The organism is Brachybacterium sp. GU-2 (assembly GCF_030866705.2).
GTDB lineage: Bacteria > Actinomycetota > Actinomycetes > Actinomycetales > Dermabacteraceae > Brachybacterium > Brachybacterium conglomeratum.
In genome coordinates, this window is sequence record NZ_CP133037.2 from 2,047,106 (window position 1) to 2,062,831 (window position 15,726).

Genomic DNA, 15,726 nt, shown 5'->3' on the forward strand with positions numbered 1-15,726 from the left:
CAGCAAAACCTGCCGCGCGTCCGCCGATCCAGGCCCAGCACAGCGCTGGGTTCATCGTCTCGCCGCGCTGCCAGAGAGGTCCGACGGCGTCGAGCAGGCCCTGTGCCCTCTCGCACCGAACCACCCAGAACGCCGTCGGCGAAGTCATAAGCCAGTCTTGCCACTGCCCGATACCATGACTGTCATGGACCCCCGCAGGCTTCTCATCTTCCGGACCGTCGTGCGCAACGGCTCGATCGGCGCGGGCGCGCGTGAGCTGGGCTGGACCCAGCCGGCCGTCTCCCAGCACCTGGCCGCGCTTGAGAAGGAGGTGGGCACGCAGCTGCTGCTGCGCTCCTCCTCCGGCGTCACCCCCACGGAGGCGGGCTCGCGCCTGGCCCTGCACGCCGAGGCGATCGCCGCGCAGCTGCACGCCGCGGAGGAGGAGCTCGCCGACATCACCGCCCTGCGCCGCGGGACGGTCAAGTTCGGCACCTTCCCGTCGGCCGCGGCCGTGCTGCTGCCGCCGGTGCTCGCTCGCCTAAGCGAGAGCGCCCCGGACCTCGACGTCACCTTCGACGAGCTCGAGCCGCCGGACGCGGTGCCGGCCGTGCGCGAGGGCGATCTCGACCTCGCGCTCGTGTTCCGCTATCCCTGCAGCGACATCGGTGACGAAGGCGCCCTGGAGTGGACCCCGCTGATGGAGGACCGCGTGATGGCGGTGCTGCCGGCGGCCCATCCCCGCGCCCAGGACCCCGACCTCACCCTCGCCGACCTCGCCGAGGAGCCGTGGATCGCGGGCTGCGAGCGCTGCCGCGCGAACCTGCTCTCGAGCGCACGCCGCGCGGGATTCTCGCCGCAGGTGCGCCACTCGACCGACGACTCCATCGTGGTGCAGCGCCTGATCACGCACGGCGGCGGAGTCGCGCTGATGCCCGAGACCACCCTCGAGGCCGCCCCACCCACCGACGATCTCGTGGTGCGCCACCTGCCCGATCTCGACGACCGCATGATCGGCCTGATCAACCGTCGCGGCGCGCTGGCCATCCCGGCCGTCGCCGCGCTGAAGGACGCCCTGTCGGCGCAGACCACGGAGCGTCTCGCGACCGCTGCGATGATCTGACGCGGCCCCGGCGCCCCGGCGCCCGGAGTCCCCGCCCGGAGCGCCCCGCCCCTCCACCGCGGCGGTCGGGGCGTCAGCACGAAGGGGACTCCAGCAGCACGCTCCGGAGCTGAGCGTCGCGGCGTGCCGCTGGAGTCCCGTTCCTGCTGATGCCTTCCCCAGGCCGCCCCCCGTACCCTGAGCAGATGCCTGACACCGGCCCCGTCCCGCCCGCCGACGCCTCCGCAGCGCCCGCCCGCGTGCCCGCGAGAGCGTGGCTCCGGCCTGCCCTGATGCTCGTCGGCGGTGCGCTCGCGGCATTGCTGTTCGTCCAGGTCGACCAGCAGCTGGCGGCATTCGCGATCGGCGTGTTCTCCCTGTTCATGGCGTACTGGACGAGTCCTCTGCGCTCCGGCCCGCACACCCCGCTCGCCGAGGCGCAGGAAGGGGCGCGGGAGGCCGATGGGAGGGCGCCGACGATCGTGCTCTGGGCGCCCGGGGATCCGGCCTCGGCGCGTCTGCAGGCCGCGATCCGTGCCCCGCGCGAGGACCTGATCTGGGTGAACGTGTTCAAGGACCCGGCGGCGCAGCAGCTGCTGGGCCGGTACGGCGGGGAGCGGATGCTGCCGCTCGCGCTGCAGGGCGAGGACGCCGCGCGCATCGACAGTGTCTCCGAGCTCTTCGCCTTCCAGGACCGGACCCGACAGGGCGGTGCGCCCGGCGACGCCACGGGGGCAGGGTCGACGACGCCCGACCTCGGCGCCGATCCGTCGGGACGCTCCGAGGCGCCAGGCGGGGAGGAGCCCGGCTCGCCCCGCGTCTGAGGACGCGCGGCCGTTCCCGGCTCAGGCGCCGGGCAGCTCCCCGGTCACGACCTTCCACTCGCGCGCGACGCGGTCCACGATCACGCGCTCGCGCTTGAAGGGGTCGCCGTCGAGCTTTGCGAGGGCGTCCTCGGCGGAGTCCGCGACCACGATCAGCAGCGCCTCCGAGCCGTCGTCCAGCGGGCCCGACAGCAGCAGCGTGCCCTCGCGGAGCAGCTCGGCGAGGTGCTCACGGTGCTCGGGCCGGAACGTCGCCAGGCGCTGGGCGTCGTCGATGTAGGTGTACTGGACGGCGAAGACGGCCATGGATTCTCCTCGGTGCGCGGCGGCCGACGGCGATGCCGGCCGATGATCTCCGCCATCCTGCCGCACCGCGCGCCGCGGCCGACGGGACGTCCGGGGCCCGGGGTGCGGCGCCCGCCGGGGACATCCCGACCCGGACCTCCGCCGTGCGGATCCGCCGCACCCGCCCCCACCGTTACGCTTCTCCGTAATTCCATATAGTCTGACAGCGGTCGCCGGCCACCGCCGCCGATCCGTCCCCTCAGGAGGTGGGAGATGGCCGAGGACCCGGAGCTTGGGCGGCGGCTCGAAGCGCTCGAACGCCGGATCGCGCAGCTCGAGGAGCGCGACGAGTCCGGTGCCGCACCGCCGTGCGATGCCGCCGGCTCCCCGCCGCACTGCAGCCCCTCCGGCGCGACATCATCGACCGATCCCGCCGGCGCCGCGTCTCCTGCCGACGCTCCTGCTGCGGGCGCCCAATCCCGCCCCTCCCCCGACGAGGACCCGTTCTGGGCCCTCACCGCGCTGAAGGCGCAGGTCCCGGCCCCGGGTGCCGTCGTCTACGCGGGCAGTGTCGAGGTCGGGGCCGGACATGTGGAGTACCAGTGGGGCCGCCCCACCGAGCACCTCCTGGCCGCGGACTGGGCCGAGCGCGCCGAGACCGTCGCCGCGCTCGGTCATCCTCTGCGGCTCGCGATCCTGCGCCGCCTGGTCGACGGTGAGCACACCGTCGCGCAGCTCGTGGACGAGCTGGAGCTCGCCTCGACCGGCGTCGCCTACCACCACCTCGCCGCTCTCCAGGCCGGCGGCTGGGCCACGTCCCCGCGCAGGGGAAGCTGGGCGATCCCGCCGAGCCGCATCGTCCCGCTCCTCGCCATCATCACCGCCCTCGAGAAAGGCTGACCATGCCGGACCTGCCCGAGACCCCGCCCGACGACGAATCTCCCGATCCCCGCCTCGGCAGCTCGGGCACCCCGCCCGTCGACCGTCCCGCACAACCCGCCCAGGCCGTACCTTCTCCACGCCGTCGCCGTCCCTCACGGCGCGCCGTGCTGACCGTGGCCCTGCCCGCGACAGCCGCGGTCGTCGGCCTGACGGCGCTCACCGCGCCGCGCCCCACCTCACTGGGCGCCCCGACCGGCGACGCGGAGCTCGCCACCGCACTCGCCCCTCACCTGGGCGGACATCGACGGGTCGCCGCGATCCTGGTCGAGGACGGACAGGCGCGAGTGGCCGGCTTCGGCACCGGCGACGACGCCGAGCTGGAGGGCTCCGAGTTCGAGATCGGCTCGGTCTCCAAGACCTTCACCGGAGCGCTGCTGGCCGTCGCGGTCAAGCGCGGGGAGCTCGTTACGGAGACCACCGTCGCCGAGGTGCTCGGCACGAACGCGGAGGGCAGCGCCATCGCGGACGTCACCCTCGCCGAGCTCGCCACCCACAGCTCGGGCCTGCCGCGCCTCGCCTCGGCCGCCACCGGCGGGAGCATCCTCGCCGGACTGCTGCGGAAGGACCCCTACCGAGGCCGGGACGGGCAGCAGGTCATCGCCGACGCCCTCGACGAGACGCCGTCGGGCCGCGGCCAGCACGCCTACTCGAACCTCGCCGTCGCGCTCGAGGGACAGCTGCTCGCAACCGTCGCCGGCACCGACTACGCCACGCTGCTCACCGAGAGGATCCTCGAGCCGCTCGGCATGACCAGCACGTACGCACCCATCACCGCCGAGAACCTGCGGCACACGGCTCGACGCGGGCACGGCACGAGCGGCCTGCGGCAGGGCATGTGGACCATGGAGGGCTCCGCCCCGGCCGGCGGTATCCGCTCCACCCCTGCCGACATGGCCCGCTATCTCACCACCATGATCGACGGCTCCGCCCCGGGCGCCGAAGCCGCGACGGAGGTGCTGTTCGAGGAGGACGGGGCGAGCTCCACGGCGATGAACTGGTTCCTCGAGGACTTCGGCAGCGGTCAGCCGATCACCTGGCACAACGGCATGACCGGCGGTTACGCCTCGTTCGTCGGATGGGACCCCTCGAGCGGGCGAGGGCTTGCGCTGCTCTCGGACACCGCCCGCTCTCTCGACGACCTTGCCGTGCGCGTGCTCACCGGGGAGGTGGCGCTGTGAACGCACTGCTGTCGCTGATGCCGCTGCTGGTGGCGGCGGTTCTCGCGGTCGCGCTGGTGGTGACGATCGCGCAGATCTGGACCCGGTACCAGCATCCAATGCGTCTCGCGCTGCAAGCCGTCGGCGCCGCCTCGCTGATGGGCGTGATCGGCCTCGCGGGGCTCCTCCCGGACGCGCTGTGGTGGGTGAGCTGGGCGTTCACGCTCGCGATCCTGCTGGGCATCGCCTTCTCCGCCAGGCGCCTGCTCGTCGGCACCCCGCCGTCGGAGCCGAGCCCCCGCAAGGCCGAGCTCCTGGACCCGCCGCCGCGCGGCTCCGCACTCCTCGAGGTGCTGTTCTGGTTGGCGCTGGTGGTCGTGGCGCTGATCGCCGGCTGACCGCGCCTCGTCCCGAGCGGGATCCTGGGCGCGCCAGGCACCGATCTGCGGACCGGCCGGCACCCGCCTCAGCCCCGCAGCGGCAGCCAGTCCAGCACGTCCTGGATGCCCTCGTCCCAGAACTCCCAGGTGTGGGCGCCGGGGCGCAGGCGGGAGGCGACCTCGACCCCGGCGTCCTCCGCCGCGGCGAGGAATCGACGGTTCTGGTCGATGAGCTGGTCCTCGGTGCCGCAGTCGAGGAAGAGGGCGGGCAGCTCGGCGGGGTCGCGCCTGCCGACCAGCCCGAGCAGGTCGTCGGCGGTGCCGGCGATCTCGCGCCCGCCCCAGACCCGCTCGGCGAGGTGGCCGGCGTTCAGCTCGAGCGGCAGGCTCGCGGGGTCCAGCGCCCCGGACAGGCTCGCCGCGGCGGCGAAGCGCTCGGGGTGGTTCAGCGCCAGCTTGAACGCGCCGAAACCGCCCATCGACAGGCCCGCGACGAAGGTGTCCTCCCGCGCGGTCGAGACGCGGAAGGTGCGCGCCACGATCTGCGGCAGCTCCTCGGCGACGAAGGTCCAGTACGCCTCCCCCACCGCCTCGTCGGTGTAGAAGGAGCGACGCACCTCGGGCATCACCACGGCGATCCCCTTCTCCGTCGCGTAGCGCTCGATCGAGGTGCGGCGCTCCCAGATGGTGCAGTCGTCGCTGAGGCCGTGCAGGAGGTAGAGCACGGGGACGCCCGACCCGTCGGCCCCCGTGCCACCGCCGTCGGCGCCCTCCATCCCGATCCCGGAGGCGGCCTGCGGCATCAGCACCACCATCGAGGTGCCCATGCCGAGGGACTCGGCGAAGAAATCGGTGCGCAGGCGGATCATGTCTCTCCTCGATGAGCGAGCGGGCGTCGGCCCCAGCATCCCACCCCGCCCGGCCTCGCCCCACGCCTTTTGCTGCCGTGACGACTCATGTCCGCCCGCGCATGAGTCGTGGCGGTGGCAGAACCTCGCGGCGTCGGGAGCGGCGCGGCGGTCACACGGCGGAAGGCGAAGCAACACGTACGAGGGGAAGCGCTCCCGGACGCGGTCGTACGCACCGCGGCACGCGCGCCGCCCTCCTCCTCCGGGTGCCCCTGCGCCCCTCGATGCCTACGATGGCGGCATGACCGAGACCGCTGCCGCCCCCGCCGAGCCCGCACCGCACGCCGCCCCCGCCTGGTCCCGCGATGCGATCTGCTGGCAGGTGTACCCGCTGGGCTTCTGCGGCGCGCCCCGCCACCGCGAGGACCTCACCGGCGAGACCTACGGCGGGGCCGACGGGGAGAACGTCGTGCATCGCCTGCGTCGGCTGACCGGCTGGCTCGACCACCTGGTCTCCCTCGGCGCGAACGTGCTGCTGCTGAACCCGATCTTCGACTCGGTCTCCCACGGCTACGACACCCTCGAGCACCGCCGGATCGACCCGCGCCTGGGCGACGAGGAGGACTTCGACGCGCTGGTCGCGGGCTGCCGTGAGCGAGGGATCCGCCTCGTGCTCGACGGGGTCTTCAACCACATCTCCCGCCTCCACCCCACCGCGCGCCGCGCGATCGCCGCCGGCCCCGGCACCGAGGAGGGCGACCGGATCCGCTGGTCGGGCACGAGCCCCTACGGCTTCGAGGGCAACGACGACCTGGTCGAGGTGGACCTGACCGATCCCGTCATCCAGGACCGGATCGTGGAGATCATGAGCCGCTGGCTCGAGCGCGGGGCCGACGGCTGGCGGCTGGACGCGATGTACGCCGCGGGCGCCGAGGCGTGGGCGCCGATCCTCGAGCGGGTCCGGGCCGCGCATCCCGAGGCGTGGATCCTCGGCGAGGTGATCCACGGCGACTACCCCGCCTTCGCCGCCGCCTCCGGCGCGAACTCGATCACCCAGTACGAGCTGTGGAAGGCGATCTGGTCCTCGCTGCGCGACGGGAACCTCTTCGAGCTCGCGCATGCGCTGGGCCGGCACCAGGGCTTCCTCGAGCAGTTCCGGGAGTCCGGCGCGGGCGCTCTGCCGCTGACCTTCGTGGGCAACCACGACACCACCCGCATCGCCTCTCAGCTGGAGGACGGCCGCGACCTCGCCGCCGCGATCGCGCTGCTCGCCCTGCTGCCCGGCGTCCCGGCCGTCTACGCCGGGGACGAGTTCGGCGCCGCCGCGGTGAAGGAGGAGCGCGAGGGCGGGGACGACGCGATCCGGCCCTGGTTCCCCGGCTCGCCCGACGAGGTCGTCGCCGCGCACGAGTCCGCCGACGCGGGCGGCGAGTCCCCCGCTCCCTGCAGCTGCTCGCCCCCGAGGCGGCCGGGCGGATCCTCGAGGCCCATCAGCGCCTGCTCTCCCTGCGCCGCCGCGAACGGTGGCTCGTGACCGCCTCGGTCGCCGTGGACGAGGCGACGCTGACGAACACCTGGGCGCAGATCGTGCTGACCCCGTCGGCCGACGAGCACGGCACGGCGGCCGACGGCGCCGACCCGGCGGCTGCCAGCGGGACCGAGGCGGCCGACGGCACACCCAGCGAGCGCCCCTCCCCGCTCACCCTGGTGCTGAACCTCGGCGACGAGGCGCTGCCCGCCCCCGGCGAGGTGCTCGAGGCGGTCAGCGGCGCGGACATGCTCGACGCCGTCGGCCCCGCCGCCGAGGGGACCGTCCCTGCCCACGGCATCGCGGTGGTTCGCTGAGGGGCGATCCGACGTCTCAGCCGCCGCCGGGACTCACGTCGTAGGCTCGGGGCATGAGCACCGCGATCAAGCCCGCCGAGTCCGTGAACACCGCCCCCGTCGTCGCCGCAGGGCTGATCGGCGGCTGGCTGACCGCGCGGGAGACCGGCATCCGCCCGCTCGGCGGCGTGGTCCTCGCCGCGGCCGGGATCTACGCGGGCCGCACCTGGCTCGCCCGTCGCGGGCCCGCGACCACCGCCGTGCTCGGCTCGACCTACGTGCTCGGCTTCGGCCTCTCCCACCCGCTGGCGAAGAAGATCGGGGCCTGGCCCGCGGTGCTCACGGTGACCGCCGCCTCCGCCGGCGCCGCGGCGCTGCTGTCCGACGCCGCCTACGGCGAGTGGCTGCCCGCCGACGCCGACGCCTGACCCGGGCGGGCGCTCCACGGCACGTCGTGGCGATATCGCCACATCGAGTCACCACGCGCCCATCGGCGACACCGCAGGGAGCAGCAAGCCACCCCGCGCACCCTGAGCCCATCCCGTCCGAGCTGTCGGCATCCGGCCCCATCACGACACCGCAGAGGGGATGGACCCGTGCAGAGGAGGCGAGACGAGCGACGCGCCGGAGCGGACGATCCCGGAATGCGCTGTCACCTGTCGGGATAGTTGACTAGGCTAAGTCCTCGTCCCCGACCGCCGGGGCGCACTCCCCTCTGAGGAACTCTCTCCCCATGCTCGGCACCATGCGCCGCCTCTGGCAGACGGTCCGCCCCATCAGAATCCGCCTCTTCCTCGGCCTGCTCAGCGCCATGACGGCCTCGCTCGTGGCGCTGATGATCCCGCAGGTCCTCGAGGTCATCGTCAACCGGCTCGGCAGCGACGCCACCGCCATCACCATCTGGACCGGCGGCGCGATCGTGCTGGGCCTCGGCATCGTCGAGGCCACCCTGATCTGGCTGCGCCGCACCTTCGCCGTCGCCCCCTCGACCACCGTAGAGAAGCAGATCCGCGTGGGCTTCTACCAGAAGGTCCAGCACCTGCCCGTCACCTTCCACGACGGCTGGGGCTCGGGACAGCTGCTCTCGCGCATGATGAGCGACATCAGCCAGATCCGCCGCTGGATCGCGTTCGGCATGATCATGGCCGTCACCAACGCGGTGACGATCGCGGTGGGCATGGTGCTGCTGATCCGCTCCAGCGCGCTGCTGGCGCTGATCTTCTTCATCGCCGCGGTGCCCGTCTCGATCATCGCCTACCGCTTCAACCGCACCTTCTCGGTCCTCTCCCGTCGCTCGCAGGACCAGAACGGCGACCTCGCCACCACCATCGAGCAGTCGGTGCAGGGCATCCGCGTGCTGAAGGCCTTCGGGCGGGGCCCGACGGCGCTCGAAGGCTTCACCGAGCAGGCCGAGGAGCTGCGCCGCACCGAGGTGAAGAAGGCGACCGCGATCGCCCGCTTCGACATGTTCATGTTCATGCTCCCCGAGCTCGCGATCGGCGTCGCGCTGCTGGTGGGACTGCACCTGACCGCCGACGGGTCCATCACCACCGGCCAGCTCGCCTCCTACTTCGCGACCGCCACGCTGGTGGTCGGCCCGGTGCGGATGCTCGGCATGCTGCTGGGCCAGGCCGTGAACGCGAGCACTGCGCTGGACCGCCACTACGAGGTGATGGACACCGAGAACACGATCGTCTCGCCCGAGCGCCCGGCACCGGTGAACCCGGCCGCGGCGATCGGGGCGGTGCGCCTGGACGGCGTGCACTTCCGCTACGCCGACGCGCCCGAGCACGTCGGCGACGTGTTGGACGGGGTGGACCTCGACATCCGCCCCGGCGAGACGATGGCGCTGGTCGGCGTCACCGGCAGCGGCAAGTCGACGCTGCTGCAGCTGGTGCCGCGGCTGTACGACACGACCGCCGGCGCGATCACGATCGACTACGTCGACATCCGCGACATGGACCTCACCACGCTGCGCACCCTCACCGCCGTCGCCTTCGAGGACGCGACCCTGTTCTCCGACTCGGTGCGGGACAACGTGCTGCTCGGCGCCGACCCGGCCCTGTCCGAGCGGGAGGCGGAGGATCTGCTGCACCTCGCGCTGCGCACCGCGGATGCGACCTATGCCTACGAGCTGCCCGACGGGGTCGACACCCGCATCGGCGAGGAGGGCATGAGCCTGTCGGGCGGGCAGCGCCAGCGCCTGGCCCTGGCCCGCGCGATCGCGGCGAAGCCCGCCGTGCTGCTGCTCGACGACCCGCTCTCGGCGCTGGACACCAAGACCGAGGAGACCGTCACCGCGCGTCTGCGCGAGGTGCTCGCCGGGACCACCACCCTGATCGTCGCCCACCGCACCTCGACCGTGGCGCTGGCCGACCGGGTCGCGCTGCTGGACGACGGGCGAGCGGTCGCCGTCGGCACCCACACCGAGCTGATGGCGAGCTCGGCCCGATACCGCTGGGTGATCGCGAACCAGGAGGAGGAGCGGCGCCGCGACCAGGACATCGAGACGCTCACCGGCGAGCTCGAGCTCCGCGCCATCCAGGAGGAGGGACGATGACCGCCACCGCACCGCTCGACCAGGACGGCGCCGACGGCGGGGCCCTCACCCCCGAGGAGGCCAAGGCCTCCCGCAAGCGCTCCCTCTCCCTGCTCGGCGAGCTGATCTCCCCGGTCAAGGGCCAGTTCGTGGTGATGGGCGTGATGGTCGTCGTCGCGCAGCTCGCCGTCGTCGCAGGCCCCGCGATCATCGCCCGGGGCATCGACCACGGCCTGCCCGCGCTGCTGGACGGCGATCCGTGGCCCGCGACCCAGGCAGCGGCCCTCGCCGTCGCCGCCGCGATCGTCGGGGGCGTGCTGACCTTCGGGTACGTGCGCCAGTCCGTCGTCGTCGGCCAGCGGATGCTGCTCGCGCTGCGGCGGAAGGTCTTCCGCTTCACCCAGAAGCAGGACCTCGAGTTCCACGAGTCCTACACCTCCGGCCGGATCGTCTCGCGGCAGACCTCCGACATGGAGGCGCTGCGGGAGCTGCTGGACTCGGGCGTGAACGTCATGGTCGGCGCGTCGCTGTCGATGGTGTTCACGATCGTGCTGATCGTGACCATGGATCCGGTGACGGGCCTGGTCATGCTGCTGATGCTGATCCCCTGCGTGGCGCTGACGGTGTGGTTCCAGAAGCGCTCGAGCGTCGAGTACCGCGCGATCCGCACCCACTCCGCACGGCTGATCGTCCACTTCGTCGAGGCGATGGCCGGGATCCGCGCCGTGAAGGCGTTCCGCAAGGAGGACCGCAACCAGGCCGAGTTCGACCGCCTCGCCCAGGACTACCGCGACGCGTCGCTGCGCTCGATCAACGTCTTCGGCATCTACCAGCCGGCGCTGCGCGTGCTCGCGAACGTCACCATCGCCGCGGTGCTGGTCGTCGGAGGATTCCGGGTGCTCAGCGGCGACCTGCAGGTCGGCGTGCTGGTCGCGCTCGTGCTCTACTCGCGCCGCTTCTTCCAGCCGATCGACGAGATCGCGAACTTCTACAACGCCTTCCAGTCCGCGGTCGCAGCGCTCGAGAAGATCGCGAACCTGCTGGCCGTGCAGCCCCACGTGAAGGAGCCGCAGTCGCCGACGCCGCTGCCCAGCTCGGACGGGCAGATCGACTTCGAGCGCGTCTCCTTCCGCTACTCGGACGACGGGCCGCTCGTGCTCAAGCCGATGGACCTGCACATCCCCGCCGGGCAGACGGTGGCGCTGGTGGGCCAGACCGGCGCCGGGAAGTCGACGGTCGCGAAGCTCATCGCCCGCTTCTACGACGCGACCGAGGGCGCCGTGAAGCTGGACGGCGTGGACCTCCGCGACATCTCCATGGAGGACCTCACCCGCAACATCGTCATGGTCACGCAGGAGGCGTACCTGTTCTCCGGCACCGTCGCGGACAACATCGCGCTCGGCCGGCCAGGCGCGCCCCGCGAGGAGATCGAGGCGGCGGCCCGCGCGATCGGGGCCGACGAGTTCATCGAGAAGCTCCCTTACGGCTACGACACCGACGTGAACAAGCGCGGCGGCCGAGTCTCGGCCGGTCAGCGACAGCTGATCTCCTTCGCCCGCGCCTTCCTCGCCGACCCGCGGGTGCTGATCCTCGACGAGGCGACCAGCTCGCTGGACATCCCCTCGGAGCGGATGGTGCAGGAGGGGCTGACGAAGCTGCTGGGCCGCCGCACCTCGCTGATCATCGCCCACCGCCTGACCACCGTGATGATCGCGGACCGGGTGCTGGTGGTGCACGACGGGCAGGTCGTCGAGGATGGCTCCCCCGCCGAGCTCGTCGCCGCCGGCGGCCGCTTCGCGGCGCTGTACCAGGCGTGGCAGGAGTCGATGTAGCGCGCCGGGGTCGTCCCCTGGCACCGGGAGAGCGCGGGACGGACCCCGCGCTCGGCACCTGATGTGGCCCAGTTCCCACGACAGCTGTGCGGGAACGCTGGCGCAGGAGGTCGGCGCCGGTTATCTTCCTGCTGTCACACCGGTTCCGATCCTGAGGAGAGCCGACGAGAGTCGGCCGTCACCCGCGGATCCCCTGCTCCTCAGAGGTCATCCCATGCACCTGCCCCTGCTCTCGCGCGCCCGATTCCTGGCGCTGCTGCTCGCCGCGCTCGTGGTCGCGATCCCGCTCGCGGTCGCCCCGCCCGCCGATGCGGCGGTGAAGAAGCCGCTGGACATCGTGAAGGTGTACTACGACCCGCCCGGCCGGGACTACTCGAGGAACTCCGAGTACGTGAAGGAGTACATCCAGGTCAAGAACACCGGGAAGACCACGCTGACCCTCACCGGCTTCGTGATCCGCGACAACGGCCCCCAGAAGTACACCTTCCCCAAGGGCTTCAAGATCGCCCCCGGCAAGACCGTCACGATCCGCTCGGGCACCGGGAAGAACACCTCCACCACCCTGTACTGGGGCAAGGCGAGCTACATCTGGAACAACACCGGCGACACCGCGCGCCTGTACAGCTCCAAGGGCACCCTGCTCGAGTCCTGCCGGTACAAGGGCGGCGCGTACAAGGGCTCGTCGACCTACGTCCGCAGCGACAAGACGACCGCCTACTGCTGAGCCGGCGCGGGGCCGACGGCTTCCCGTCGGCCCCGCAGCCGTTCCCGCGGGAACGTCACCCGCGCCCGATCTGTCAGATCCCGCCGCCTGATCAGGCGCCGAGCATCTCCCGCAGCGCGGGCGTGAGCCCCTCGACCTCCACCGGCACGTCGGGCCGACGCAGCAGCTCGGGCGTGACGAGGAAGCGCTGCTGCTCCGCGTGCGAGCCGGGGATCGTGGAGATCTCGGTGCCGTTGTCGATGTAGCCGCAGGCGCGGGAGACCCCGTAGGAGGGGGCGTTGCCGATCACGGCGGCGGACTCGGCCCGCCGCGCGCCGAGGTGGTCGAAGGCGAGCACGAGCATCGCCTGGCGCATGAGCCTGCCGTACCCGTTCCCGTGGGCGTCGAGGGTCAGCCAGGAGCCGGAGGTGACGGTGCGCCGCTCGGCGAAGCGGTCGGCGGAGACGTCCTGCGCGCCGATCAGCCGGCCTCCCGCCCACACGCCGAAGGCGAGAGTCCAGCGCTCGGGTGAGATCCCGCTGCGCAGCGTCCACTGGAAGCGCAGCGCCTCGCGCACCCGCGTCTCCGGCGCGGCGCGGTACCAGGGGAACACCTGCGGGGAGGCCGGGTCCTCGAAGATCGGCCGACGGATCAGCGCGGCGTACTCGGGCAGGTCCTCATCGGCCAGCGGCCGCAGGGTCAGGTCCCCGGCGCGGACGACGAGCCCGAGGGAGGGGTAGAGCGCGGACAGCGCGGGAAACGGCTCAGCACGGGTCTGCTCGGACATCGCCCCAGAGTAGTCGCGGGCGACGGGGGCGATGTCGCGACGGACGCAGCGCTGGTCGACGCCGGCGAGAGCATCGTCGTGGCGCGCAGCCCGTCGGCGGGCGGTCGGCCGTACCCTGTACCGATGACCATCGACGTTCTGCTCTCCGGTTTCGCGCCCTTCGACGGGGCGGCGACGAACGAGTCCTGGGAGGCCGTCCGGGAGGCGGTCCCGGCGCTCGTCGCGCGCGGCGTGGACGCGGAGGCGGTCGAGCTGCCGGTCGAGTTCGGCACCGCCTCGGAGCGTCTGGACGAGGCGGTGCGGGGACTGCGTCCGCGGCTCGTGGTCGCCGTCGGCCTCGCCGCCGGACGCACCGCGATCACCCCGGAGCGGGTCGCGATCAACATCCGCGACGCCCGGATCCCCGACAACGCGGGCGCGAGCCCGGTGGACGAGCCGGTGGTGCCGGGCGCGCCCGTCGGCCGCTTCTCGACCCTGCCGGTCAAGGCGATGGTCGCCTCGCTCGCGGCCGACGGAGTGCCTGCGGCGGTGTCGCAGACCGCCGGGACCTATGTGTGCAATGACGTGTTCTACGCGCTGCAGCACCTGCTGGCGACCGACCCGGCGCTCGAGGGGATCCGGGGCGGGTTCGTCCACGTCCCCTCGGCCGACGTCGTCGACTCCCCCGCCGCCGCGCGGGCGCTGGTGCGGATGGTCGAGGTGGCGCTCTCCACGGAGGCCGACGTGCGCCTGGCCGGCGGCGCCGAGCACTGAGCGGCGGGCGCTGGGCGGGAGGCTCCTGCCGTCCGCCACCTCCCTGTCCCCAGGGCACCGCCGCACCCCAAGGCCACAGCCGAGGTGCACAGCGCCGCGGCGGTCCACCGACGAGGGCGGTGACTTGGTGGAAACGAGGGTCCGCACGGGTGTGCACATCTTCGCTGTCCACCCTCCACAGGCAGTTATCCACAACGTTCTCCACAGCGGTGGAGGAATGACATCCTTGTAGTTCCGCACGTACGAGCGTTGTCCCGGGCGTGTCGCGGCATCGCGCCGGCGCGACGACCGATCTGTGCAGCTCCCCTCCGCAGCTCGCCGACGACCTCCGCAGCCCACTGCATCACCGCAGGTCATGGAGCCTCCGCGACGATTCTGCATCGGACATTGTGTGCATTCCTCGGTGCTGGACCGGCTCCGCGCAGTGGTCGGGAACGTCTGCGCGCTCCGCATCCACGGTGTATGGACCTGCGCTGTCCCCACTGTCCGTCCACAGCACATCGGCAGTTGTCCACAGCCAGAACGCGTCGTCCCCAATGCAGCAGCGGGTTATCCACATCCCGATCCACAGCTGGGGAAAACCACACCGGTGTAGTTCCGTCCGTGTCGTGACAGGGCTCTCGCGCACGGCCCGTGGACGCAGAACGGGGCGGCCCCGAGGGACCGCCCCGCCGTGCGGGAGGAATGCGCCGCCGGCCCTCGAACGGGCCGCGCGCAGCCTCGGTCAGACGCCGGGGAGGAGCACCGTCTTGACCGCCACGAGCACCGCGCACAGCACCACGGCGGCGACCACCAGCGCGCCGTGCGTGAGCGCGGAGCGGCGGGCGAGCGCCTGCCGGTCCTGCCCGGCCACCGCCTTGGGGCGCAGCGCGTACATCCCTGCGGTGAGTGCTGCGCCGAGCAGGAGTCCGCCCAGGTGGCCCTGCCAGGAGATGTTGGGGACGGTGAAGGTGATCACCAGGTTCAGCGCGATCAGCACCCCGATCTGCGCGACCTGCCCGCCCATGCGCCGGTTGACGATGAACGCCGCGGCGAACAGGCCGAACACGCCGCCGCTCGCGCCGACGGTGCCGGTCAGCCAGGAGTACCCCATCGGGTCGGCCAGGACATACACCGCCGTGTGCCCGCCGAGCATCGAGACGAAGTAGACGGCGGCGAAGCGCGCGGGGCCGAGGGACCGCTCGAGGAACTGACCCATCGCCCACAGCGCGTACATGTTCAGCGCCAGGTGCATGATCCCGCCGTGGAGGAAGCCCGCGGTGAGGAAGGTCCACGGCATCGCGAGCGCCCGGAAGGGGGCGAAGATGCCCAGCTGCTCGACGATCTGCGGAGCGAGCATCTGCCCGAGATACGCGAGCACGCACAGCGCGATCAGCGTGTAGGTGACGACCGGGGCGCCGGTGCGCATGCGCCCGCCCATCGCGGTGCGGGGCCGGGTCGAGGCCTGCGCCCGTGCCAGCTCCCGCTCGCAGTCCACGCACAGCACGCCCACGTCGGTGGGGCGCTGGCAGTCGGGGCAGGCCGGTCGGTCGCAGCGCTTGCAGCGCACGTAGCTGACACGATCCGGGTGGCGCGGGCACACCGGCTGCTCCTGCGGCCCTCCGCCCACGGGGCCCTGAGGCGGTGGGGCGTCGGCGGCGCTGTAGCCGTAGCTGGGTCTGTCCATGGGTCTCATTCCACCACGGGGGGCTGGAGGGAGGCGGTGCGCTCCGACGGGGCGCAGCGCCCTTCCGGAGAGCTGCGTCGAGGGCGGGATGCTCCGACCGGCGGC

General features: G+C 72.5%; 16 protein-coding genes. 12 read left to right on the forward strand and 4 right to left on the reverse strand.

Annotated elements, in window-relative coordinates; all coding sequences use genetic code 11:
* The first annotated feature begins 184 nt into the window (after nucleotides 1-184).
* Together RBL05_RS09350 and RBL05_RS09355 are read left to right on the forward strand one after the other, a co-directional pair.
* Nucleotides 185-1,102, forward strand: coding sequence for a LysR family transcriptional regulator (locus RBL05_RS09350; protein ID WP_308739734.1), 918 nt, complete (start codon nucleotides 185-187; stop codon nucleotides 1,100-1,102).
* 185 nt (nucleotides 1,103-1,287) lie between these two features.
* On the forward strand, nucleotides 1,288-1,905 hold the full coding sequence (locus tag RBL05_RS09355; protein ID WP_308739733.1) for a hypothetical protein: 618 nt from the start codon (nucleotides 1,288-1,290) through the stop codon (nucleotides 1,903-1,905).
* A gap of 21 nt (nucleotides 1,906-1,926) precedes the next feature.
* Here RBL05_RS09355 and RBL05_RS09360 read toward each other — a convergent pair whose 3' ends face one another.
* Complete coding sequence (locus RBL05_RS09360; RefSeq protein WP_308739732.1) at nucleotides 1,927-2,211, reverse strand: YciI family protein; 285 nt, start codon at nucleotides 2,209-2,211, stop codon at nucleotides 1,927-1,929.
* A gap of 252 nt (nucleotides 2,212-2,463) precedes the next feature.
* Between RBL05_RS09360 and RBL05_RS09365 the strand changes: the two genes are divergently transcribed.
* Genes RBL05_RS09365 through RBL05_RS09375 form a run of 3 tightly spaced genes read left to right on the forward strand, consistent with a single transcriptional unit; the run spans nucleotide 2,464 to nucleotide 4,687 of the window.
* On the forward strand, nucleotides 2,464-3,090 hold the full coding sequence (locus RBL05_RS09365; RefSeq protein WP_308739731.1) for an ArsR/SmtB family transcription factor: 627 nt from the start codon (nucleotides 2,464-2,466) through the stop codon (nucleotides 3,088-3,090).
* A gap of 2 nt (nucleotides 3,091-3,092) precedes the next feature.
* On the forward strand, nucleotides 3,093-4,310 hold the full coding sequence (locus RBL05_RS09370; RefSeq protein WP_308739730.1) for a serine hydrolase domain-containing protein: 1,218 nt from the start codon (nucleotides 3,093-3,095) through the stop codon (nucleotides 4,308-4,310).
* A complete protein-coding gene (locus tag RBL05_RS09375) occupies nucleotides 4,307-4,687 on the forward strand; it encodes a hypothetical protein (protein WP_308739729.1) in 381 nt (126 codons plus the stop codon). Before RBL05_RS09370 ends, RBL05_RS09375 begins: the two co-directional genes overlap by 4 nt.
* 68 nt (nucleotides 4,688-4,755) lie before the next feature.
* Here RBL05_RS09375 and RBL05_RS09380 read toward each other — a convergent pair whose 3' ends face one another.
* Entirely contained in the window at nucleotides 4,756-5,538 is a 783-nt protein-coding gene (locus RBL05_RS09380) for an alpha/beta hydrolase (RefSeq protein WP_308739728.1), read from the reverse strand.
* Nucleotides 5,539-5,818: 280 nt separating this feature from the next.
* Here RBL05_RS09380 and RBL05_RS09385 point away from each other — a divergent pair, with 280 nt between their 5' ends.
* From RBL05_RS09385 to RBL05_RS09410, 6 genes are all read left to right on the forward strand, one after another.
* Nucleotides 5,819-7,051, forward strand: coding sequence for an alpha-amylase family glycosyl hydrolase (locus RBL05_RS09385; protein ID WP_318603606.1), 1,233 nt, complete (start codon nucleotides 5,819-5,821; stop codon nucleotides 7,049-7,051).
* Nucleotides 7,048-7,362 carry a hypothetical protein gene (locus RBL05_RS09390; RefSeq protein WP_318603607.1) on the forward strand — a complete coding sequence of 105 codons (315 nt, stop codon included), beginning with the start codon at nucleotides 7,048-7,050 and terminating at the stop codon, nucleotides 7,360-7,362. Before RBL05_RS09385 ends, RBL05_RS09390 begins: the two co-directional genes overlap by 4 nt.
* 53 nt (nucleotides 7,363-7,415) lie before the next feature.
* The gene (locus tag RBL05_RS09395) at nucleotides 7,416-7,769 is read left to right on the forward strand and encodes a hypothetical protein (protein ID WP_308739726.1); all 354 of its coding nucleotides are present in this window, start codon (nucleotides 7,416-7,418) and stop codon (nucleotides 7,767-7,769) included.
* 305 nt (nucleotides 7,770-8,074) lie between these two features.
* A complete protein-coding gene (locus RBL05_RS09400; RefSeq protein ID WP_308739725.1) occupies nucleotides 8,075-9,901 on the forward strand; it encodes an ABC transporter ATP-binding protein in 1,827 nt (608 codons plus the stop codon).
* Complete coding sequence (locus tag RBL05_RS09405) at nucleotides 9,898-11,712, forward strand: ABC transporter ATP-binding protein (RefSeq protein WP_308739724.1); 1,815 nt, start codon at nucleotides 9,898-9,900, stop codon at nucleotides 11,710-11,712. The genes RBL05_RS09400 and RBL05_RS09405 overlap by 4 nt, the downstream gene beginning before the upstream one ends.
* Before the next feature lie 214 nt (nucleotides 11,713-11,926).
* Nucleotides 11,927-12,436 carry a lamin tail domain-containing protein gene (locus RBL05_RS09410; protein ID WP_308739723.1) on the forward strand — a complete coding sequence of 170 codons (510 nt, stop codon included), beginning with the start codon at nucleotides 11,927-11,929 and terminating at the stop codon, nucleotides 12,434-12,436.
* Between the two features lie 91 nt (nucleotides 12,437-12,527).
* Here the strand turns inward: RBL05_RS09410 and RBL05_RS09415 are convergent, their stop codons facing one another.
* The gene (locus RBL05_RS09415) at nucleotides 12,528-13,202 is read right to left on the reverse strand and encodes a GNAT family N-acetyltransferase (RefSeq protein ID WP_308739722.1); all 675 of its coding nucleotides are present in this window, start codon (nucleotides 13,200-13,202) and stop codon (nucleotides 12,528-12,530) included.
* 123 nt (nucleotides 13,203-13,325) lie between these two features.
* Between RBL05_RS09415 and RBL05_RS09420 the strand changes: the two genes are divergently transcribed.
* The gene (locus RBL05_RS09420; RefSeq protein ID WP_308739721.1) at nucleotides 13,326-13,955 is read left to right on the forward strand and encodes a pyroglutamyl-peptidase I; all 630 of its coding nucleotides are present in this window, start codon (nucleotides 13,326-13,328) and stop codon (nucleotides 13,953-13,955) included.
* Nucleotides 13,956-14,679: 724 nt separating this feature from the next.
* Here RBL05_RS09420 and RBL05_RS09425 read toward each other — a convergent pair.
* On the reverse strand, nucleotides 14,680-15,621 hold the full coding sequence (locus RBL05_RS09425) for a rhomboid family intramembrane serine protease (RefSeq protein WP_308739720.1): 942 nt from the start codon (nucleotides 15,619-15,621) through the stop codon (nucleotides 14,680-14,682).
* Between the last annotated feature and the right edge of the window lie 105 nt (nucleotides 15,622-15,726).